Origin of the sequence: Methanosarcina acetivorans C2A (genome assembly GCF_000007345.1) — an archaeon.
GTDB classification, from domain to species: Archaea; Halobacteriota; Methanosarcinia; order Methanosarcinales; family Methanosarcinaceae; genus Methanosarcina; species Methanosarcina acetivorans.
In genome coordinates this window covers 2137035-2162370 of sequence record NC_003552.1, presented here as the reverse complement: position 1 = coordinate 2162370, position 25336 = coordinate 2137035, and the positions used below count along the sequence as shown (strand labels likewise).

At 46.9% G+C, this 25336-nt stretch carries 5 protein-coding genes; all 5 read left to right on the top strand.

Features of this window, described 5'->3' with window-relative positions:
- Window positions 1-940: 940 nt before the first annotated feature.
- The 5 genes from MA_RS28540 to MA_RS28535 all read left to right on the top strand — a co-directional run bounded on the left by MA_RS28540 (window position 941) and on the right by MA_RS28535 (window position 24561).
- Window positions 941-6148, top strand: coding sequence for a DUF3344 domain-containing protein (locus tag MA_RS28540; protein WP_226990810.1), 5208 nt, complete (start codon window positions 941-943; stop codon window positions 6146-6148).
- 112 nt (window positions 6149-6260) lie between these two features.
- Complete coding sequence (locus tag MA_RS09170; protein ID WP_011021768.1) at window positions 6261-7181, top strand: hypothetical protein; 921 nt, start codon at window positions 6261-6263, stop codon at window positions 7179-7181.
- A gap of 35 nt (window positions 7182-7216) precedes the next feature.
- The gene (locus MA_RS24475; RefSeq protein ID WP_345939371.1) at window positions 7217-9922 is read left to right on the top strand and encodes a PKD domain-containing protein; all 2706 of its coding nucleotides are present in this window, start codon (window positions 7217-7219) and stop codon (window positions 9920-9922) included.
- Between the two features lie 1016 nt (window positions 9923-10938).
- Window positions 10939-11361, top strand: a complete 423-nt coding sequence (gene nikR / locus MA_RS09160) for a nickel-responsive transcriptional regulator NikR (protein WP_048065209.1) — start codon at window positions 10939-10941, stop codon at window positions 11359-11361.
- A 1233-nt stretch (window positions 11362-12594) separates the two neighbouring features.
- Entirely contained in the window at window positions 12595-24561 is an 11967-nt protein-coding gene (locus MA_RS28535) for a DUF2341 domain-containing protein (RefSeq protein WP_011021765.1), read from the top strand.
- Window positions 24562-25336 lie beyond the last annotated feature (775 nt).

Sequence of the window (25336 nt, the reverse complement as noted above, 5' to 3'; positions counted from 1 at the left end):
AGGTGAGGAATTCCAAGCATTGCAGGTGCCATCCACAGATTTTGTAGATCTTTTCACTTATCCATGTCTGTTCTATAGACATATGAGATTATAATAAACTCCTATTTAACACTTTTTGTTTATTTCATAATATATTATGTTATGAAAATTAATTTCTGTACTATTAACTTACTGAAAAGATACATTTTCCAGGAATTCAGGTTGTAACCGATTATTGTAGAATAATAAAAGATTCTCGATTGAGTTAACGGTTACTCACAGTTAATTTCTCAATAGTAACAGCTCTCAATCTGGGTTTGACAACCATATTATTATTAAATATTGTTATTAAATAATCAATTATTAATAATAATTAGATAAATATATAAATTATTTGATTATCAAATAAGTTAATCCAGAAATAAATATTAAAAATAAAAACTTTTCCTAATATCCAAAATAATTAAGCTAAAACATAAGAGTATATTTTTGAAAAATATATTTATTAACCTGACATGTCAATTTAATTATTTTTGTAATTATATATTGCAAGCAGGCATTTAATGGTGTTTTCTCAGAGATAAAGAATTGCTAATAAGATATGTACTTAAATAATCTGCGTTTGTTTCAAAACTTATCATTCCTTGAAATTGTTATTTGTTGTTCATAATTATATATAAATATGCATATCCTAGAAACGTTTAGAAAGATTAATATATAACAAAATTTGTTAATAAAATGATTATTAGTATTAATAATTAGACATAAATTGGGAAGAATTTGTGGAGAAAATAATTCCAGATCTGATCTGTGAAATAGAATCCTATCAGAAAAGAGAATATTCAATATTACTTGGGTAAAAATTAACTATAGTTGTTCAAGCTCACAATGACAATAATTTGCTTTTATTTTTTTCTGAAATCAATTGGATTTCTGTTACCTCCTCTGGTGGGAGCTGATTGTGCACATAGCTCTGGGATTCTTTCTCTATTTCGGTACAGGAGGAAAAGTTACGGACAGAAAACTAATTTTTGTATTGTTAACGCTGATTCTGTGCAGCGGAGTAGGCCTTACTTTATTTACAGACGCTGCAGCTGCAGATGAATGGGTTGGAGGCTTGCCGCTGACAACCGTACAGACAGAAACAGTCACCGGTGACCTCTGGTTCGATGCAACCCCAGCGCCTAACTGGGGAGAACAGGTTGTGACCAAGACCTTTACGCTGCCTGAGGCCGCAGTAGCCGAACCCGGACGGATTGCCTGGGCCAGGCTTTATATCTCTGCTTACTGCGGGCACATGCAAAGCGATTATGCGTTTTCCATCACCAACAGCTGGGATGGGGACAATGACGGCGTTTACGAGCAGGTTTGGCCCGAAACTGGGCATGGAGCATTTCAGTATATTATAGACCCGAATACATGGGAGACTTTAGGAAATGACAACAGCGAATTTGACGGGCACGGGACCCAAGAACCCTATCTTATGATCAATGACCACGAGAACCGGGTGACGAGCGACTACTTCATGTGGTATGACGTAAAGGACCTGATCTACGGGCAGACCATCAATGTCAATGTCGACACCACCGGCTCGTACGACGGGCGGATCAAAGTCATTACTCTCGTAGTCGCATACAACGACCCCTCCTCCACCACACAGACCACTTACTGGGTGAACGAGGGGCATGACGTCTGTTCTTATTTCACCGAGGACAATTTTGGAGAAGCTGCTGTTGGGAACACAAGCTTTGGCACAACTGGCCTTTCTGAGGTCACTTCAGCTACCCTGACAGTTGACTATATGGCAAGTAATAATGGGTGCTACGGATTCCCGACCGCGGATAATAACTTTGAGTACACTGGTGGGACCCCCTCGGTTGAGGGAACGTTCACCAACCTTCAGCTCGACCGGGACCCTGATACACAGGGCGCTTATTCAGGTATAGATTCCTGGAACGTGACTTCCTCAGTTACAGGTAGCAGTGATGTCACACTCGGCTATGCCCGTTACTTCTTGGGTGAAGGGACCGCAGCATTTTACAAGATCCCCCTCGCGTTCCTCGTGGTAAAAAGCCCGATTGAAACGAGTTCCCAGCCGCCTGTGGCAGACTTTACGGCAGATGTAACAAGCGGGGATGCCCCCCTTGAAGTACAGTTTACCGATGCATCAACAGGGACGGTTTCATCCTATGCATGGGACTTTGATAATGACGGGACTGTCGACAGCACCCAGCAGAATCCAATGTATACCTACTCCACTGAAGGAACCTATTCTGTCAACCTCACAGTTACGAATGAAGATGGAAGCGATTCCGAGCTGAAGACAGACTACATAACCGTAACTCAAGCGGGTCAAGTGGCAACGAACGATCTTAGCATCTCAGGAATCGTCAACACCGTTCCGGCTTCTGCGGTCTTTGCCAGGGAAACAAATCCTGTGAAAGTTCTCAATGTCCAAAACACAGGAACTGCTACCCTTACCAACATTTCGATAGCTGTGTATGCAAGCGACGTTTCCAGTGGAACAGTTCCCGTAAACACGACAACGATTGCGTCCCTTGCTGGCGATGCAAAGACCACCGTAACCCTGATCGACCCCACCATCCGTGACCTTGAAGGCGGCACCGTGACCTATACTGCCGTTATTGACCCTGACAACCTTATAGCTGAAACGGACGAGACCAACAACAACAAGAGCAGTTCGGCTAAACCTCTCAGGTACAACGGGTATAAGGGCAAAGGCATCTACTGGGAAGGCGGAAGCAATATCACTACCATGCATACCTTTGATCTCCAGGGAAACCTTTTGTATTCCACACAGCCTGATTCTGCTTACCAAGCTGTCGGATGGGAGAGCAGGACCGAAACCTGGACTGCAAGTGACCTTCCGGTCCCGGACGGTTCCACCATAGAAAAGGCCTTCCTCTATGTTGCCTACAACTGGGATCAGACTCCCGGCGGATATCCGTGGTTGAATATTAACTTCAACGGAAACACCCTTGATAACGGCAACATCTCAACAGGAAACGGAACCCTCTACAGGGACTGGAGCAATTTTGGAGCGTATGCTAACTATGAATACGGGCTCTGTGTCTACGATGTAACCGACAAGTTTAGCTCTGCAGGAAACAGCCTTGTCATGACACCTGTTGGTGAAAACAAAAACGCACTGTACCCCAGCACCCTTGTTGTGGTCTACGGAAACGATAATGAAACCAGGAAGCAGATCTTCATCAATGAAGAATGCGACGAGCTTGGTTTATCTGCGTCCAGTTACGGGACCACCCCTGAAGAGGCTACTGCATATGCTCCTTTCACCGGCATATCCATTGACGTGGAAAAGGTCACAAACGCTATGCTGTACAGCTTCGCGGGAAGTGCGGGGCCCGATGAAGGAAACCTGCTTTTCAACGGAAACATAGTGGCAACCAATGCATGGCAGGGAAGTTCAAATTCAGGAAGCCCTCTGGCCTTTGATGCTACAAACTACATCAACGCAACAGGAAACGAGGCGGGAGTCCAGAGCACGACAAGCGGAGGTATGGACGCACTCCAGCAGATCCTTGTTATCGAATATGAGGAATCGGCACCTTCTGCGCCAGTGGCCGACTTTACGGCAACCCCGACATCTGGAGATGCCCCGCTGGCAGTAAACTTTACCGATACATCAACCGGGTCTCCGACTTCATGGTTCTGGGACTTCGGAGACGGAGCCAATGCTTCCGAGCAGAATGTCTCACACACCTACACCTCAGCCGGCAGCTATAATGTGACCCTCACAGTTTCCAATAAAGGTGGTAGCGATGAAGAGCTCAAGACTGATTATGTCAAAGTAACCGAACCTTCGGTTTCAGAGCCTGATCTCCTTGTCTCTGCCCTCACTCTTAACGCCGGGGAAAGCTTTGCAAACGAAGAAAATACCGTCTCGGCAAAGGTCGAAAATAGTGGTACTGCAGCCGCCGGATCTTTTACGGTCAGGTTTGATGTAAATGATATTTCTACAAATGTCTCAGTTGACGGACTTTCAGCAGGGGCTAACATCACACTTTCAATAACCGACCCTTCCATCCGAGCTTATGGGGACAGCGTTGAGATCACCGCCACCACAGACACAGAAAACAGCATAATTGAGTCCAACGAGACTAACAATGCCCTTTCCATTACAAAAACAGTAGTCTACAACGGATACAAGGGCAAACGCTGGACCGATGGGGACGACATTAACACACGGGCAACGTTTGAGGGTAAATATGATATCATCTACTCCAGTGGGGACTCTGTCTACACATCCTCAAAGTGGTTATCCGTTACTGACACATGGACATCTTCCGACCTGTCAATCCCGGCTGATGCAAGTGTCGTGAGCGCCAGGCTCTATCAGCCCTACTCTTATAACAAGATGGGTATTGATCCTTCATTCACGGCAGTCTTCAACGGTGCCACGATATCAACCGATGCAACCTACAAAGATATCAAAGGTTATGGCAGCTACAACTTCCCGTATGGTCTCTATGTTTACAATGTGACCGATCAGTTCAGCACTGCAGGGAACACGCTCGTCCTGACCCCTGAGGGAAGCGCAGGCACGACCAATGATTATGCCCTCTGGGGAGCTTACCTCATCGTTGTCTATAGCGACCAGGAAACAACCGAGAAGCAGATTTTCATCAACGATGAGTTCGACATGCTGTACTCCAAGAGCAGCTATTCGGTGACCAGTGATGAGGCGACCGCCTATGCGAACTTATCCGGGGTTGATACAGAGGATATCGGGAGTGCAGAGGTAGTTTCTATCCTTGCCAGTGCAGGCGACTCAGGGAAGAGTAAGTTCTTCTTCAACGGCGAAGAGTACCCCGGCTTCTGGGCAGATTACCATGACGATTCAAAGATAGGTTTCTCTGTCTACAATGTAACGGACGGGATCGCAAGCGGTGCCAATGAAGCAAGGTTCCAGAGCTATGACGCGGGCACCGGCGGTGACAATGTGTATGCCATGAATGCCATTCTCGTAGTTGAATACTCAGAATCTGCACCGATGGCCGATTTCATGGCAAATACAACCAGTGGTACTGCCCCTCTCTCAGTCCAGTTTACCGATCTTTCTGAAAACGCAACTGGATGGTACTGGAACTTCGGGGATGGAGCAAACTCAACTGAGCAGAACCCGGAGCATACTTATTCTGCGGCAGGTAACTATACAGTGAACCTCACAGTTACAAATACAGCTGGAAGCGATTCCGAGGTGAAGACCGATTATATCATGGTATCTGAATCTTCTACTCCTGCAGAACCTATTGCTATGTTTACTGCTGACGTAACCGGCGGGACTGTTCCTCTTACTGTGAATTTCACGGACCAGTCCGCAGGTTCCCCAACTTCCTGGTTCTGGGACTTCGGGGACGGAGCAAACTCAACTGAGCAGAACCCCTCTCATACGTACACATCAGCCGGAAATTACACCGTAAATCTGACTGTAGAAAATGCTGCTGGTTCTGACTTTGAGTTAAAATCGGATTACATAGAAGTTTCCGAAGCTTCCGGGCCAACCGTTACTCTCTATTTCGACCCTGAAAATTCCTCAGTTTCAGAAAACGAATCTACTGAAATAAGTATCGTTGCCAGCAATTTCCCTGCAGGTTTCTCAGGCTACAACATGACCGTTACTCTCGACGACCCGGCTGTTGCTGAGATAGTCGACATCGAGTACCCTTCCTGGGCTCTTATTACTGAAAACTCTTCCCTGCCAGCGACTTCTATCTACCTGAAGGCTGTTGACGGAGAAGATGCCGTTAAGGAAGGAGCAGCAGATGTTGTGCTTGCCACTCTCACGGTTTCTGGGAAGGAGAAAGGATCTGCGAACCTATCCATAGGAGTTGACCGTCTGGATGACGATTCAGGAAACGTCATCGAGCCGACATTTTTAACAGGAAAAATTGAGGTGACCCTTCTGTCGCCCCTGCCAGATCAGGAATATGCCCCCAGGGATCTTGACGGAGACGGACTCTATGAAGACCTCACCGGAAACGGGGAGTTCAGTTTCGTAGATGTAGTAGCATACTTCCACAACATGGACTGGATAGAGGAAAACATGCCGGTGGAGTACTTTGACTTCAACGGAAACGGAAGGATAGACTTTGATGATGTAGTGGACATGTTTGCAATGATATGAGTGAGGAGAAAAAAGGAATGAAAAAACAAAGGGGAATTGAGAAAAATTTTCACATATTTCCCACGATTTTTTCTTTCATTTATTTGAAAAACCCTTTTAACGAGGTGATTCTTTGCAAAAAAGGTCCGGAGTTTTAATTTCAATACTTTTAGCTTTTGCTACCCTTCTTTCTGCCCTGATCTGTACTGGACTTGCAGAAGCTTCTCCTTCTCTTATAATAGAGCCATCGGAGGAAATTTCCCTGGGGACCGGGGAAATCTGTGAGCTGTCTCTGAGTGCGGATAGCCTGCCTGAAGGACTTTCTGGTTATAAGCTGACCGTGGAACTGACTGATCCGGATGTCGCTGAAATACAAGCCGTTAACTTTCCCGAGTGGGCGAGTCTGACTGATGTGTCCGAGCTTCCTGCTTCCTCCGTGAAGTTAAAAGCAGTCGACCTCCAGGAAGCCATAGACGGAGAGGCGGAAGATGTAGAACTTGCAGTCCTTACCTTAAAAGGGCTCGAAGGCGGATCTACCGGAATCACCGTCACAGTATCCAAAATGGATGACGACTCTGAGAATACGATCATCCTCGAAGGAGCGGAATATCCGAAAGAAGATGGAGGAGATTCGGAAGAAGATGGTGGAGATTCAGAAGAAGATGGAGGAGATTCGGAAGAAAATACGTCTGTCGAGGACAATGTCGAAACTTCAGATAGTGTCAAAACTTCAGACCCCCTGAGTCAATCGAACAGTAGCTCCATGTCAGTAATACAGGAAGATCCTAATGAAACCGCGGAGGAAATGAAAAACTCCGCTGATGAAAACTCCTCCTTAAAAAAGGAGGTAGAAATCTCAAGTCCCGAAACTTCCGAAAAACAGGACGATCTCATACATTCTGATGAGGAGGCTGATGAAAGTAAAAATGATACAGGTAACAATACAGGAACAGGTAACAGTACAGGAAACAGTACCCTTCCCGGGTTCGGATTCATCTATTCGATATCAGTTTTCGTTTTTTTTGTGGTAATTTACTCAAGATCAAAAAAATGAGAAAAATATAAAGGAATTTTATGGAAAGATTTAACATGAAACTAACAAGAAAAAAGTTTACAGGAAACTTACTGAGGAGCCTTGCAGTCCTTCTGCTGTTCAGCCTTGTTGTGTGTACGGCTGCCGGTGAAGAACTCTATTTTGAGCCCCAAGAGGCTGTTTTTTCAGATACCGGCTCCGTAGCAAGTCTGAGCCTTTATCTTGATCAAGCGCCTTCCGGGCTTGCAGGATACAAACTTAATCTCAGTATAAGCGATCCTTCAGTTGCCCAGATAACGGGAGTGGAGTTCCCCTCCTGGTCAGGCATAAATAATAGTTCAAGTCTTCCGGCGGATTTGGTCCAGATCAAAGCTGTTGATCTGGAAGAAAAAATAAATGCAGGAGATTTAGATGTCTTTTTAGGTACGGTAACTGTAGAATCCCTCGCTTCCGGGGAAGCAAATCTCACCGTATCCGTTGACCGGTTGGATGATGACTCCGAAAATACGATCTCTGTCACCGTCCGGGAAGCAAAACTGACTTCTGGAACGACTTCCGAGAACCCGGTTGTTTCTATTCTTCCGGCAGAATCTACCCTTTCTTCGGGCGCATCCCAGGTCTTTGAGATCAGGGCGGATAAATTCACAGAAGGTATTTCTGGCTATGACTTTAACCTCACCCTCGAGAATCCGGCTGTTGGAAAGTTCACGAATGTGGAGTATCCCTCCTGGGTTGGTCTTTCGGAAAACTCCAGTATGCCCAATACTTCGATAAAAGTAAAAGCGGTGGATACTAACGACGTTGTTAAGGCTGGTGATGAAAACGTTCTCCTGGCAAATGTCACTTTTGTGGCTGAAACTCCGGGGGAAAGTGAAATATCTCTTACTTTCAACCGCCTGGATGACGATTCAGGCAGTAACATAAACGCCGTTGCTGAAGCATCAAGTGTTAAGGTCCAGGGTTCTTCAACTCTGCCTGTCGCCAAATTCACTGCAACTCCTACTTCCGGAGATTCCCCCCTGACTGTCCAGTTCACTGATGAGTCTACCGGCTCGCCTACTGCCTGGACATGGGACTTTGGAGACGGAGCTACGGCAACTGAGCAGAGTCCTTCGCACACATATACTTCAGCAGGTAATTACACCGTGAATCTTACAGTTACGAATGACGGTGGAAGCGATTCAGAGGTGAAGACTGATTATATTACTGTATCCGAATCTTCTACACCTACAGAACCAGAACCAGTTGCCGCTTTCACTGCTGATGTAACGAATGGCACTGTACCACTCACTGTCAACTTTACTGACCAGTCTACTGAAGCACCTACTTCCTGGGCCTGGGACTTTGATAATGACGGCACTGTGGACTCAACTGAGCAGAACCCCTCGTATACATATACTTCAGCCGGTACTTACACTGTCAACCTCACGGTTGCCAATGCAGAGGGAAGCGATTCAGAAGTGAAGATCGATTATATTACTGTATCCGAATCTTCTACGCCTACAGAACCTGAACCAGTTGCTGCTTTCATTGCTGATGTAACGAATGGCACTGTACCTCTCACTGTTAATTTCACGGACCAGTCCACAGGTTCCCCAACTTCCTGGCTCTGGGACTTTGGGGATAACACCAGTGCAACAGAACAAAATCCCTCGCATACATATAATTCAGCCGGTAACTACACTGTGAACCTCACGGTCATAAGTGAAAGTGGGAATAGTTCTGAGGTGAAGGCCGATTATATCACTGTATCCGAATCATCTACACCTACAGAACCTGAACCGGTTGCTGCTTTCACTGCTGATGTAACGAATGGCACTGTACCTCTAACAGTTAACTTCACGGACCAGTCTACAGGTATGCCTACTTCATGGGCCTGGGACTTTGATAACGACGGAAACATGGATTCCACAGAGCAAAACCCGAGCTACACTTACACTGCCGAAGGAAATTATACTGTCAACCTAACAGTATCCAGTGAAGTGGGAAGCGACTCGGAAGTAAAGGTCGAATATATCACGGTAACCGACTCGTCGACTACACCAGAGGCCCGGCCGGATCTCATTGTTTCATCCATCATCCCGCCTTCCAGTATTACTGCAAACACCTCCTGCAACATCGGCGCCACCATCAGTAACACAGGCGAAAGCGATGCTGGAACCTTTAACGCGACTCTTTCCGTAAATGGAGCGGTTGTGGACACCCACGCCGTATCAGGGATTGTATCGGGCAGTAGCGCTACTGTTAATTTCTCATGGAAGCCGGTTGCTGCCGGATATTACAGTGTTAAGGTAAGTGCAGATGCGGGGAATGTAATAGCCGAATCGGACGAGACAAACAACGAGCTTGCGGATTGTATCAAGGTTGAGGAGGCTTCTTCAGGGAGCCAGAGCCAGAACGGATCATCAAGTGTGTCCCTGAATGTCACCATTGTTCCGGTTGTTTGCTTTGAGGTTTCTCCTTCAGCCCTCAAATTCGGAGAACTCTCCGCCGGACAGACCAGTGAACCACAGTTGCTAACCCTCAAAAATTGTGGAGTCTCCGGCATAAAGGTTACCGCTGAAGTAAGCGATTCTTCTGCAGAAGACAATCTCTTTGGCCTGGGACTGCTGCTGGATTCACAGATTTGGAGTGATTACTGCAATGTGATCGGAAGCAATAGCCAGGAGAACGCAACCGCGGCCCTACATGTTCCTTCTGACTACACCGGAACTGGAAACAAAAAAGGAACGATAACTTTCTGGGCGGAGGTAGCCGAATAAGGCTGACCTCCTTCCCTTTTTTTGTAATAAATATTTTATCTTTATTTGATTTATTCTTTGATTTTACATAACGACCCTTTGTCAAATTTAGGCTTTTCTCCGATTTTCCTTACATATTATTCCATACTTCAGACTATTGAACCCCTTCCGGTACACAAAAGCTCCAAACGTTCTTTCCACTGAAAAGAACCAAAAAATTTCAATCGTACCATAAAAAAGAATACCACGTCAAACCCACTACCTCTTAAAATCCAAAACAATAGCGATATTCGGGTAACATGAAGAAAAGATTGATAAATGATTATTGAAATAGGGATCAGATTTTTTACTTGCTCTACCCTCGAATCCTGGATTCCCCACCTGCCTACCTTACAGGTGAGGGATTCCTGGAGTTGTATGCTATGCACAAATTTAGGAGGCGTGTCTATTTAGGTGTTTTTTAGGTAGACATATGTATGTATGCTGACCACCTATTTAACATTTACTTAAATTAATGTAAGATTAAATATTATTATATTTAAAATTTGTATTACGTTCCTATGGAAAATATGGCAACTTAGGAAAAAATCATAGGTATTTATGTTGAGCTTAATCAGCATCACTATCCTTTGTGAATTGCTATTTTTTGCAGTTATAAACTCGATTCTTTGCACTTATGTAAGATGTAGAGATGAGCAAATGGTCTTTAAAGCTCCTGAAAAACGATAATTAGAATAATAATCTGCCGTTTATTCCGAATCCCCGTTTGCTCACGTCAATTTACTAATGAGTTGATCCCAAAACTCAAAATTGATCTCAAAATCCATACTTCTAATAATTAATCAAGTTTTTGATCATGGAACAGGGTTCTAAAAACTTTACTAATTTAAGAAAATATCATTTTTAGGGCGAACTTATAAGAAATGTTGATATATAGTATTATTAATAATCAATAAAGTAATATAATACAATTAAATTTTGATATAATTTAATGAATTATTATGTATTAAATAAATATAATATTGTCTGGTGATACGATGGAAGCAGGATTAATGAGAATAGGCGTTTCCATTCCTGATGCCCTTCTGACCCAATTTGATGAAATTATCAAAAAAAGAGATTCCCCCTCTCGTTCGGAAGCGATAAGAGATGCCCTCATCAGTTATATTACTTATTACGAATGGATGGAGGACATAAAAGGCCGCCGCGTAGGGACAATTGCAGTTATTTACGACCACAAAAAAAGCGGGCTTTCAAATTCTATTATTAACGTCCAGCACCATTACTCTCATCTGATAAAGTATTCCGTACATATGTACCTTGATACCGATGATTGTTTTGAATTAATAGTGCTGGACGGAAACGGCCAGGAAATTACAGAGCTTGCCGGATCCATAATAGCTCTCAAAGGCGTAAAATTCTCAAAACTCACAACAGTAGACCCGAATAAAAAGATCTGACTTTTTCATGAACTCAAAAATACAAAATGATTCCGAAAGAACTAACATCTATACAAAATGATTCCAAAAGAACTAACATTCTTTACCTGACGTACCAGAAAAGATTTAATCATGCAAAAGCTCAGGATTTTACCGGTTCTTCTCCTGTTTTGGTTCTCCTCCTTTTCTTTGAACACCTGTAGGGTCCGAGTTGAAACTAAAACTCCCGCAGGTCTCCTTTTTTTCCAAAATGAGGAAGCATTTGGCACATAATTGTTAATAATCTCAGGAATGATTTATTTGTATTAAAAATAATTTTGGAAGCATTATGCTATAGTCTTTATATTCAATACTTTCCATTTAAATAGTTTGTATTAGTGTTATTTATAACTATATTTGTAACACGCATGGGGGTTGAGAAAAATTATATTTTTTAATTTTGACCTCAAAATGTCATCCAGCTATTGGAAAATACGTTATGAAATTCCTTATTAGAAAAGCAGGATCGGTGAAAGATTAACCGGTTATCGATCAACCGGAATAGGTTGGTTGAATCATGGGGATGTAAAAATCCTGGACCAAATAGGACTTACGTGGTTGAAGCATTTTTTTGTAAATCACATAGGACTTACGCACCTGGGGTTTAAAATCAAGAGCAATAGGCATTGCTGAAAAAACATATAGTTTAGGCAGTTGAAGGTTTAACGAAATTGATTTTCAGTTCAACCATGCAATTCATAATTAGCAATATAAGTGTTACAAATGAATTTATTATTGTTACATAACATGTATATAAATTTTCACTACTCTTATTTTTTAGATTAATTTATATACATAGTAACCTTTTTTCATACTAAATTAACCAAGTTTTGAGAACTGATCCTCTCCTGAAGATTCAGAATCCAAATTCGGATCAACTACATAACATTGAATCAAATGTTGGAAGGCTGAGAGAAGGCACCAATACTTGAAAAGGTTCGTTCTTGACTTCAGAAGTGATAACTAAATTTTACAGAGTAATTTAAATTCAATAATTTGAGTTGATCTGAAAAACATCATATAACGCAGACCCAAGTTTTTAATTTACACAGTAAATTTTTTTAATTTTTATTATTGGGAGATTTCCCCCTCAGATTAGAAGAGCTACAAAATAACTGTGATTCAATCCCGAACAAACCACTCAGATCCTGCTGAAAAAGTCCACAGTCACAGGATTTGTGAGTGAAAATTTCAGAAATGTGGAGTGAGTGAAAGATGAAACGAATATTTCTGATTCTCTGTATAACTGTACTGATGTGCATGACCGGACTGGCGTCCGCAGATGTGACGACAGTTGAGCCGGTCGCAAACTTCACTGCTAACGCCACCAGCGGCACTACCCCCCTGACCGTACAATTCACTGACATCTCTACCAACGCAACCAGCTGGTCGTGGGATTTCGAGAACGACGGCACGGGGGATAGCACCGGGCAGAACCCGGCGCATACCTATGACGAAGCAGGCACCTACTCGGTCAAGCTCACTGTCACAAACACCGCCGGGAGCGACTCCGAAGTGAAGACGGATTATATCACCGTCGAAGGAACAGGAACCGGAGGAATCGCAGACACACCATGGCCCAAATTCCAGGCAAATCTCAACAATACCGGGCAATCACCATATATCGGACCGCAAATCAACAACAATATCTGGACATACGTCACAGGGAACTCGATAAGGAGTTCACCTGCGATTGGTGAAAACAGGACCGTCTACATTGGGAGTTACGACGGTAAACTCTATGCATTCAATCCTGACGGGACCCTCAAATGGAGTTACACAACCGGAAATCAGATTACAGGTTCAGCAACGATAGGTGCAGATGGTACCATCTGCATCGGAAGTTACGACAGGAGACTCTATACAATAAACCCTGACGGAACCCTCAAATGGAGTTATACCACCGGAAATCAGATCTTCAGTTCGGCAGCAATCGGAGAGGACGGCACCATCTACGTCGGAAGCAGGGATAACAAACTCTATGCACTGAACCCTGACGGAACCCTCAAATGGAGTTATACCACCGGAAACCAGATCTTCAGTTCGGCAGCAATCGGAGAGGACGGCACCATCTACATCGGAAGCCTGGACAAAAAACTCCACGCGCTCAATCCTGACGGGACTCTCAAATGGAGTTACACAACCGGAAACCAGATTTACGGTTCTCCTGCAATAGGATCGGATGGCACCATCTACATCGGAAGCCTGGACAGCAAACTCCACGCACTCAACCCTGACGGGACTCTGAAGTGGAGCTACACCGCCGGAAACCAGATTTACGGTTCTCCTGCAATAGGATCGGATGGTACCATCTACATCGGAAGCCTGGATAGCAAACTCTATGCACTGAACCCTGACGGGACTCTGAAATGGAGCTGCACCGTCGGAAACCAGATTTTAGGTTCCGCAGCGCTCGGGTCAGACGGGACCATCTACATAGGGAGTTACGACAGTAAAATCTACGCAATCACCCCAGATGGGACACTTAAATGGAGTTACGCAACCGGAAACCGGATTTACGGTTCTCCTGCAATAGGGTCGGATGGAACCCTGTACATCGGAAGTTTTGATTCGTCACTGTATGCGTTCCGGGATGCTGTCCCGGTTGCCGGCTTTACCGTCAACCTCAGGAACGGAGAGGTACCTCTTGCAGTACAATTTACCGATTTCTCAACCGGCAATATTACCGAAAGATCCTGGGACTTTGGCGACAATACAACCTCATCCGACCGGAACCCGATCCATACATACGTAGCAGCCGGAACGTACACGGTAAACCTGACCGTCTCGAATATCTATGGCAGCAACAGCAGTTTGAAGGCCGATTACATAACGGTAGGCAGTGGAATACCTGTCGGGAATTTCACTGCAAACGTGACAAAAAGTATCATTCCCCCGCTCACGGTCCAGTTCAACGATACCTCAACCATTAACCCGACTGACTGGTTCTGGGATTTCGGGGATAACATCACTTCCACTGACCGGAACCCGATCCATACATACGTAGCAGCCGGAACGTACACGGTAAACCTGACCGTCTCGAATACCTATGGCAGCAACAGCAGTTTGAAGGCCGATTACATAACGGTAGGCAGCGGAATACCTTCGGGGAACTTCACTGCCAACGTAACAAGCAGTCCAGCTCCCCCTCTGACTGTCCAGTTCAACGATACCTCAACCATTAACCCGACTGACTGGTTCTGGAATTTCGGGGACAACAGCACCTCCACCGAACAGAACCCTGTACATACCTATGCAGCAGACGGTAGCTACACGGTAAACCTGACAGTCTCAAACAGCTATGGAAGCAACAACTGTGTGAAGGCCGATTACATAATGGTAGGCAGCGGAATACCTGTCGGGAATTTCACCGTAAACGTGACAGGCGGCAGTGCTCCATTGACAGTCCGGTTCAACGACACATCGACCGTTAATCCTGCATCGTGGGCCTGGGACTTCGGGGATAACACCGCCTCTACCGAACAGAACCCGGTGCATACCTATGCGTCGGATGGGAATTACACGGTAAACCTGAAGGTCTCAAACAGCTATGGAAGCAATAAATGCGTGAAGACCGATTACATAACGGTAGGCAGTGGAATACCTGTCGCAAACTTCACCGCAAAAGTGACGAGCGGTTATGTTCCGCTGATTATCCAGTTTACCGACACGTCGACCGTTAACCCGACCTCCTGGGCCTGGGACTTCGGTGACAACACTACTTCCACCGAACAGAACCCGGTCCATACATACGCAAGTGTCGGGAACTACACGGTAACCCTGAAGGTCACGAATAGCTACGGTAGCAACACCGAGACAAAAGCCGGCTATATCTATGCAGGCAGCGGCTTTTCCCGGAATATCTCCTTCACCGCAAGCGACCAGTCCGTATACCAGCAGGAGATTGTAATTCACCGGACCAATGGGACTGATTATGAGGAAAATACAGGCGACCTGAACGTCTGGCATGTGTATATTGGGGACCAGTGCCGGGAGGATTATGGAGATTTGCGCTTTGTCGATTCCACCGGAACCCAGCTGGCGTGTTACCTCTGGCCTGACTATACCGCAGAGCAGGCGTTGTTCTACGTCCGGCTTGAGGGAGCAGATCAACCTGGAAAGATCCAGATCTTATACGGAGACACCGGGGTTTCTACGGCAAGCGATGCGGATGCCACAGGATACCTGATCGATGAGTTCTCCACGCTTAATCCGAACTGGAATACATCCGGGGTAGCATCTGCGGTAATAAATGAAAGCCGGTTAATGACCACCGGGAATACAGGTACCTTTCATTCACTTTCATCCGCGGCTGTGAAACAGTCGATAACCCCTATACCAGGCGCGTTTTCTGCAGAAGTCAATCTGACATATGACGCAAGTGAAGTGAATTGTAGGGGAGAACTGTTCCTTGTTGCTTATACTTCAACGGATTATACGGCAATTGGATATTACGATTACTCTTCGAATTACTACGGCTGCTTCTTCTATAGTATAAGCGGAACAACTGGAGATACCGGGAAATATGGCAGCCGCCCGGGGTCAGGCAGTATGCATCTTAAAATTATCCGGGATGCTTCAAACACCATATCGGTGTATGAGGACGGAACCCTCATGGGGACAGGCACTATGGCTGGAAGCATAACTGCCATTGGGCTCACCAACACCGGATATAGTAGTAGTAGACCCGGCGATACGGCGTATTGGGATAACCTCATTGTCCGCTCCTACAGCACCACACCTCCCGCAGAATCCGGTTTACAGCCTATCGTGAACTTCACCGCAAACCAGACCGGCGGCAATGCTCCGCTGACGGTTCAGTTCAACGACACATCGCGTTATTACCCAACATCATGGTTCTGGGAGTTTGGCGACGGTTCAAATTCGACCGAACAGAACCCTGTGCATACCTATGCAACGGAAGGGAATTACACGGTAAACCTGACAGTTGCGAACAACTTTAGCAGCAACACTTGCGTGAAAACCAATTACATAACAGTGGGCAGTGGAATACCGATCGCAAACCTTACTGCAAACGTGACAGGCGGGAATGCTCCATTGACGGTTCAGTTCAACGAAACATCGACCGTCAATCCTGCATCGTGGTTCTGGGACTTTGGGGATAACACCTCTTCTACCGAACAGAACCCGGTGCATAACTATGCAACAGAAGGGAATTACACAGTAAACCTGACGGTTGCAAACAGCTATGGCAGCAATGCCTGTGTGAAGACCGATTACATAATGGTTAGCAGCGGCATACCTGATGGAAACTTTACTTCTAACGTGACGAAAAATTATGCTCCATTCACGGTCCAATTTGAGGACGCATCAACCGTTAACCCGACATCCTGGGCCTGGGACTTCGGAGACGGTACCACGTCCACAGAGCAGAAACCGGTGCATACTTATACAACTCCTGGAAACTTCACCGTGAACCTGACAGTCTCGAACAGCTACGGCAGCAACTCCTCAGTAAAAGCCGATTACATCCATGCAGGCAGGTACATCTATTCCCAGAATATTACATATACTGCCGGAGACCAGGCCGCGTACCAGCAGGAGCTTATAATCCACAGGACTAACGGCAGTCCTTACGAAGAGAATACGGCAGACGGCATAAAAGTCTGGCATGTGCAGGCAGGGGATCAGTGCCGGGAGGACTACGGTGATGTGAGGTTCACAGATGCCACGGGGTCCGAGCTGGCATATTATCTGTTGCCGAACTATACTACAGAACAGGGACGGTTCTACGTCAGGCTTGAAGAAGCAAATCAGCCCGGAAAGCTGCAGGTCTTATATGGAGACCTTGAAGTTCTAACGACAAGCGATGCGGATGCCACTGGGTATCTAATCGATGAATTCTCCACGCTTAATCCGAACTGGGATACATCCGGCGTGGCATCTGCAACAATAGAGAACGGCCAATTAAAAACTATTCCGCATGGTGCTTTGATAAGCAGTGGCCAGTACAGGACTGCGGGAGTTATACGGTCGATCACACCGATCCCGGGTGAATTTTCAATTGAAGTCGACCTGACTTATTACCCGTATCGTTACAGTGATGGAGACATTTTCCTGGCTGTTTATACCTCCGACAGTTATACACTTATCGGCTACTATCAACCCACATGGGGTACCGATGGGGGCTTTGGGACTTTTATCGATGGACAATATAAATCCTTTACTGGGGATGGGACCCGGCCTGATGCTGGAAGCATGTATCTGAAAATCACCCGGGATGCCTCAAATAAAATATCAGCCTGGGAAAATGGGGTCCTCATGGCCACCGGCACCATGGCTGGCAATATCACTTCCATAGGGCTGGTCAGTACGGACCTTAATAATGCCGCAGGAGGGCATACCGCATACTGGGATAACCTCGCAATCCGCTCCTATAGCACTGCTCCTCCCGCAGCATCCGGCCTCAAACCGGTAGGGAATTTCTCAGTAAACACTACAGGTGGAAATGCTCCGCTGACCGTCCAGTTCAATGACAGTTCGTTTAATTCCCCGGCTTCCTGGGCCTGGGACTTCGGAGACGGTACCACGTCCACAGAGCAGAACCCGATGCATACATATGCAGCGGATGGGAGTTACACGGTGAACCTGACGGTCTCAAATAGCTATGGCAGCAGCACGCTCGTGAAGACCGATTATATCACGGTAGGCAGCAGCATACCTGTCGCAAACTTCACAGCAAGCGTGACAGGAGGAAATGCTCCCCTGACGGTTCAGTTCACCGATACCTCCACGATTAACCCGACCTCCTGGGCCTGGGACTTCGGGGACGGTACCACGTCCACAGAGCAGAAACCGGTGCACACCTATGCAGCGGATGGGAATTACACGGTAAACCTGACGGTCTCAAACAGCTATGGCAACAACACCTGTGTAAAGACCGATTACATCATAGTAAGCAGTGGGGTTCCGGTCGCAAACTTTGTCTCAAGCGTAACGGGCGGAAATGCTCCCCTGACGGTTCAGTTCACTGACACCTCCACGATTAACCCGACCTCCTGGGCCTGGGACTTCGGGGACGGGACCACGTCCACAGAGCAGAAACCGGTGCATACATATTCGTCGGATGGGAATTACACGGTGAACCTTACGGTTGCAAACAGCTACGGCAGCAACAGTAGCGTGAAGACCGATTACATAACGGTAGGCAGCGGCATACCTGTCGCAAACTTCACTGCTGATGTGACGAACGGTTATCCCCGATTCGCTGTTCAGTTCACCGACACCTCCACGATTAACCCGACCTCCTGGGCCTGGGACTTCGGAGACGGTACAACATCTACCGAACAGAACCCGAGGCATACGTATTCTACCTCCGGTACCTACCCGGTAAGCCTCACAGTTACAAACGGCTACGGAAGCAATACAGCGACAAAAACCGGGTACATCTATGCAGGCAGGAATGAGTATTACCAGAAGATTGATTTTTCTGCCGGTAGCCAGTCAGTGTACCAGCAGGTCGTTGTGATCCACAGGAGTACAGGCACCGCTTACGAAGAAGACTCAAATGGCATGAAGGTATGGCACCTGTATGTTGGGGATCGATGCCGGGAGGATTATGGGGATCTGCGGTTCACCGATTCCACGGGCTCCCAGCTGGCTTACTACCTCCAGCCGGATTATACTGCTGCTCAAGCGCGGTTCTATGTCCGGCTTGAAGGGGTAGACCAGCCAGGAGCGTTGAATGTCTTATACGGGGATGCAGGCCTTACAACGACAAGTAATACGGATGTGACAGAGAATGCCGGGGATGAGTCAGGGTACTTATTCGATGCATTCTCCAGCCTTTCTACCGATTGGGACATATCCGGTGTAGCATCTGCAACAATAGACAGCGACCGGTTAAAGACCGCCCCGAACACAAATACCCTGGGTGCATATTCAACTGCGGCCGTGAAACGGGCGATAACTCCGATCTCCGGTGCGTTTACTGTTGACGTTGACCTGACATACGTGCCGACTTCAACCAGTTACCCTTATAGGAGCCGGGGAGAGTTGTACCTGGTTTTGTATAATTCCCCGGCATCCTATGCAGGAGCCGGGTATTACGATAATTATTATGGCTCGTCCGAAGAATACAACGGTTCGTTTTTCTATACTATCACTGAAGCAAATGCCGATACCGGTCAGGGCACCCGCCCCGCATCCGGCAGCATGCATCTCAGGATTAGCCGGGATGCTGCAAATACGGTCTCGGTGTATGAAGATGGAGTGCTCCAGGCAACCGGAACCATGCCCGGAGATATAACAGCCATCGGTCTTACGAACACCCGATACTCTACGAATTCCTATTATTATACTGCCTGCTGGGACAACCTCGTCGTCCGCGCCGACACCGTTTCTCTGCCTTCAGCCTCTCAATTCAGCGGCGAGGTTAGGACTGCAGCCCCGCCGGTCGCCTCTTTCACCGGCACTCCGGTTTACGGGCTCCCACACGCAGTCCAGTTTACCGATACCTCCGCCAACTACCCGACCGCCTGGAGCTGGGACTTCGGGGACGGTACCACGTCTACCGAGCAGAACCCGAGGCATACCTATTCAGCGGACGGAAATTACACGGTCACGCTCACGGCGACTAACGAGTACGGAAGCGACACTGTGACAATAAGTGATTACAAAGTCGAGACGATGATCATTACATCGGTTACCGTTTCCCCTTCAAGTGTAAGGCTTAACGAGACCGAAACCCGGCAGTTTACGGCAGTCCTCCTGGACCAGAAAGGAAACGTGATGACCAATACCTCAGTCAGCTGGTCGAGCAGTGACAAAGCAGTCGGCAGCATCGATGCAAGCGGACTGTTCACAGCCCGGGCAGCAGGCAAGACTAACGTTACGGCCTCTGCAGGAGGTCTTAACTCTTCGGCAGAGGTAACCGTAATTGGCCTGGCCCCTGACCTAACGGTCCTGTCCGTCAGCTCGACTACCTCCCCCGTCTCCAACACGGTAAGTGCTACTATCCGGAACGTGGGAACCTCTGATCCGGGGGTATTCCGGACAAGTTTCTCGGTAAATGGAAAAGTTACCGGTATCAACGTGACCGGCCTTGCTGCGGGGAACACCACCGATGTCAGCTTCACGGATCTGACGCGCCGTAAAACCGGAGACATCGTTTCGATCTCAGCCACAGTTGACCCTGAAAATCTGGTTGCCGAGCTCAACGAGACCAACAACGCATACGCTGCAGAGGTAACCGTTGGAACGACTGGCAACTACTATTACGGAGGGAGATACTACTCCGGAATAGACCTGGAGACCGGGGTCTACGTGGAAGGCAATGTGGCACTAATCTATTCCCAGGGCAGCTCGGGGTACCAGACAGGGGGCGGATGGTATTCTACTACCGTGCAGTATACCAGCACCGACCTTCCGATACCTGAGAATGCGGTCGTAAAAGAGGCCAGGCTCTACCAGTCCTATACCTGGTGTAATGGCGATCCGGGTTTTACTCTCCAGTTCAATGGCAATACTGTAAACCAGTCCGCGTTCTATGCTGACCCGTTAAAAGACGGGGATGGTGCCGAATATGGTTTCAACGGTCAGGCGGTCTACAATGTAACACGATACTTCAACCCTGAAGGAAATACCGCAATTATTGCCGCTTCCAGGCCAGGTGGAGGGCTGTATGGTGCAGTGCTGGCTGTTGTCTATGAAGATCCGGGCGAACCGCATAGAATGGTCTGGCTGGATGAAGGCTGCGACAGTCTTTACGGAGGAAGCAGCGACGAGTACGTTGGTTATGCAGTATTCAACAATGTGACCACAAGCAGGGTTACCTCTGCAAGTGCGACAACCGTGCTTCCATCCGGTGGGGATAACGGTCAGTGGACAATACTCTTCAACAAGCAGAGCGTATCGCTTACCGGCGGTGCAGGCAGTGACCCGGGCTACAAGTATTACGATGTCACAAGCAGCCTGCAAGAAGGCACTAACGAGCTGGGTGTCCGGTGTGACGGGTATATGAACCTTGCTGCCGCATTCCTGGAAGTCACTCTGGAAACTGCCTCTGAGGCCAACTTCACAGCAAGCACTACGAGTGGAAATGCACCGCTTGTCGTGCAGTTCACCGACACCTCGACCGGTACTCCAACTTCCTGGCTCTGGGACTTCGGAGACGGCAGTACCTCTACTGAACAAAATCCGGTCCACACCTACTCTACGGCAAATACAAGTTATACTGTCGCTCTCACGGTCTCGACCTCCCTTGGAGCCGATACCGAGACTAAAACGGATTACATCAACGTGGGTGCTCTTGTTCTCGCCCCGGCCGCGGACTTCAGCGCAAACGTCACAGGTGGTGAAGCTCCTCTCTCAGTCCGGTTCACAGATGCCTCCGCAAACACCCCGACCTCCTGGGAATGGGATTTTGGAGACGGCAGCACCTCCACCGAACAAAACCCGGTCCACACCTATGAGGCAAAAGGGACATACAACGTGACGCTCACCGCATCGAACTACGGCGGCAATAACACCTTAATAAAAACAGACTACATCAGCGTGACTTCTGATGTTTCAGCACCTGTTGCCAACTTTACCATCGATGCAGACACCGGCCAGGTACCTTTCACTGTTCATTTCACCGACACCTCGACCGGCAGCGTGAGCAACTGGAAGTGGGACTTCGGTGACGGTAGTACCTCAACGGAGCAGAATCCGGTCCACACCTATCTAACCCCGGGGATAAATACGGTCACTCTGGCAGCTACAGGGGTAGGTGGGATCAGCACAACGACCGGTATCGTCACCGCCACAGCTCCTCTTACCTCCGATAGTTATAACGGGGGCATTCCCCTGACCACAGTCAGGAACGGGACCGTTTCAGGAGGGTTGTGGTACGACTCGTACCCGGGATTTGAGACCTCTGCACAGGAGACTTTCACTCTGCCGGACTATACGGAAATCAAATGGGCCAGGCTTTATGTAGACGTCTACTGCGGGCATATGCAAAATAACTACCGCGGCAATGTGACCATAGACATTAACGCCGATGGGGACAACACCTATGAACTTCAGGAACGCGAGATTTTCAACACAAGCTACTCGTTCCCTGGGGACGGTGGAGCAGGCCCGGTCTGGCTGAGCGACCACATGAACCGTGTTACAAGCGACTACCTGATGTGGTACGACCTCACAGACGTTATCAGTTCAGGCGAGGTAAGCGTCAGGGCTTCAAGCGGCAAGATAGATTTCTCATTCGACGGCAGGATAAAAGCCATGACCCTTGTTATTGCCTACGATGACGGGGATTCGGACAAGGTTTATTACTGGGTTAACCAGGGCCACGACACGGTAAATCCGGGGGATGACTCCACCGGATACACCGGTTCGACTGAATTTGAAACGGCTTTGCTTGCCGGTGGGTGGGACTCAGCCAACCTCTCGGCGGTCTACTATGCCAGTGTAAACGGTGTGTATACTTTCAAGGGAACAGCGCTCAGTTCAGGAACCCCGGAGGGGAGCTACTTCGGCGCTGATGAGTGGGACATAAATTCCATGCTCACTGCCGGCCAGAACAGCACGCTTACATATGACAGGGACGGCTCCAACTACTACAAGATCCCTCTTGCCCTCCTGAGCGTGAGATATGAAAATTTGTCTCTCCCCTGGCAGGACAACTGCGATTCCCTTGACGACTGGACGTGCAGCAACTGCGGCCTGGTCAGTACCACGGTCTACGAAGGTTCGTACAGCATCGGCTGTGATGCCTCCCAGCAGAGTGCCTCTGCAGAACGTACGATCAGAATTCCTTCCGGGGCAAAGACTCTGAGGTTTGACGCTGCCACGACCAGTACAATGTATGCCTACAATGAATATGTAAAATTCTACCTGGACGGAAATGAGATATTCTCTATTCCTGTCACAGCTGCGAAGAATTGGCACCTCTATGAGTTTGATCTCTCGGGAATAGAACCCGGAAAGCATACTTTTAAAGTCCAGGCAGATTGGAATGGATACAGCTGGGACAACATCGGATTTTACATCGACAACATCTGGGTGATTGCAGATGAAGAAGTTCTGAGTGTCATAAACGTCACCCCTTCCGAAGCTGAGCTGTCTGTGGGTGAAAATCTGACATTTGCTGCGTCTGCATATACACAGTATTGCGAGAGCCTTCCCGACACTACCTTTACCTGGTCTTCTTCCAGCGAGGCAGTCGGCAGCATCAATGCCACTACCGGCTTTTTCACTGCCCTTACCGGGGGAACGACGAACGTCACGGCCTCTGCCGAGGGTATGAACGGCAGCGTCCAGATAACTGTCAAAGCCTCATCAACAGCAGCCCCTGTCGCAAACTTCTCGACAAACGTCACTGGTGGGTACGTGCCTCTGGACGTTCAGTTTACTGACCTTTCCACAGGTGAAGGGATTACTGGCTGGCTCTGGGACTTCGGGGATGGAGCAAACTCAACTGAGCAGAACCCTGTGCATACATATGAATCGGCAGGTAACTACACCGTAAATCTGACTGTGGAAAATGCTGCCGGGAGGGACTTCGAGTTAAAAACGGATTACATAGAAGTTTCCGAAGCTTCCGGATCAACCGTTACTTTATACTTCGACCCGGAAAATTCCTCTGTGGCGGAAAACGAATCTACTGAAATAAGTATCGTTGCCAGTAATTTCCCTGCAGGCCTTTCAGGCTACAACCTGACCGTTGCTATCGACGATCCGGCCATTGCCGAAATAGTAGATATAGAGTACCCTTCCTGGGCTCTGATTACTCAGAACTCTACCCTGCCCGGGACTTCTATCTACATGAAGACTGTTGACCTGGAAGATGCCGTTAAGGAAGGAGCAGCAGATGTTGTGCTTGCTACTCTCACGGTTTCTGGAAAGGAGAAAGGATCTGCGAACCTTTCGATCGGGGTTAAACGTCTGGAGGAAGATTCCGGAGATTCTATCGAACCAGCTCTCCTGGCAGGGACAATTGAAGTGACTCTCCTGTCACCACTGCCTGATCAGGAATATGTTCCGAGAGACCCTGACGGAGACGGACTCTATGAAGACCTCACTGGAAACGGGGAGTTCAGTTTCGTGGACATAGTGGCTTACTTCCATAACATGGACTGGATAGAGGAAAATATGCCGGTTGAGTACTTCGACTTCAACGGAAACGGAAGGATAGACTTTGATGATGTTGTGGATATGTTTGCAATGATATGATCAAGGAGAATAAAAGAGAATGAAAAAACAAAAGGAATAGAGAAAAATTTTCTCAAATTTCCCACAACTTTTTTCCTTTCATTTATTTGAAAAACCCAATTAATGATTTATTCGTTGCCAGAAATTACAATTTATCTCGAAGGAGAGAAATAACCCTTAAACCGATAGCGACCTTTTCCAATTGTAGTAATTTCAGATAACACCGTAACAAGATAATTCATTGGTGAGATGCTTAAGCAAAGTGTTAATGTGTGAAAAATGTGAAAAACGGAGATGTTCTTTTCTAATCAGTGATTTCACGACATTTAAATTATGGGTAAGATGTTATCCAATTCCCCATTTATATGTGGATAATATTAGTAGGACTTACGCACCTGTAGTTTAAAATCAAGAGCAATATGCATTGCTGAAAAACATATAGTTTAGGCAGTCGAAGGTTTAACGAAATTGATTTTCAGTTCAACCATGCAATTCATAATTAGCAATATAAGTATTACAAATGGATCCATTTTTGTTACACATCATGTATATAAATTACCACTATTCTTATTTTTTAGATGGATTTATATACATAGTAACCTTTTTTCATACTAAATTAACCAAGTTTTGAGAACTGATCCTCTCCAGAAGATTCAGAATCCAAATTCGGATCAACTACATAACATTGAATCAAATGTTGGAAGGCTGAGAGAAGGCATCAATACTTGAAAAGGTTCGTTCTTGACTTCAGAAGTGATGACTAAATTATACAGAGTAATTTAAATTCAATAATTTG